Annotated in this window: 1 protein-coding gene; it reads left to right on the forward strand. The window is 73.6% G+C overall.

What is annotated here, in order from left to right; all coding sequences use genetic code 11:
- A partial coding sequence (locus AC1RUR_RS38330) for a polyketide synthase dehydratase domain-containing protein (RefSeq protein WP_492853344.1) occupies positions 1-726 on the forward strand: 726 nt, incomplete at both ends.

The following is a 726-nucleotide window of genomic DNA, read 5'->3' on the forward strand; positions in this document are numbered from 1 at the left end:
TGCGGAGGCGCTGGGAGCGTCGGCGGAGAGTTACGGCCTGCATCCGGCGCTGCTGGACAGCGCGCTGCATGTGCTGAGCTTCGACCGGATCGCCGGCGCCGATCTGGACGGCGGTGCGGACGCGCCGCTGCTGCTGCCGTTCGAATGGTCGGAGGTGTCGCTGGCCGCCCAGGGCGCGCGCGAGCTGCGGATCCGCGCGTCGGTGGAGCGCAGCGGCGCGGGCGAGGCGCTGGCGCATCTGCAGCTTGCGGACGGGCACGGCCGTGTCGTTGCCCATGTCGGAGGCCTCAGGCTGAAGGAGGCGAGCCAAGCGCAGATCCGCGATGCGGCGCGCAGCGAGACGCAGCATCTGTACCGCCTGGAATGGCGTGCGGTGGCGTTGGGCGAGGCGGCCGACGCCCGGCCGCTGATGGTGGGCGGCGACGGGACGCTGGCGGCGGCGCTGGGGCTTGATCATGTTGCGGGCATGCCGGCCCTGGTGGCGCGGCTCGACGCGGGCGGAGCGATCCCGTCGCAGATCGTGCTCGACCATCTGTCGGAGGCGGATGCAGATGCGGGCGAGAACGTCCTGACGGCGACGCATGCGACGGCGGCGCGCGGTCTTGGCGAGCTGCAGGCGATCTTTGGCGAGGCGCGTCTGAACGAGAGCGAGGTGACGTGGCTGACGCGCGGCGCGGTGGCGACGGGTCCGGACGAGGGCGCCGGCGGACTGACGCGGGCGCCGCT

The organism is Bradyrhizobium sp. GW821-FHT12B03 (assembly GCF_058807535.1).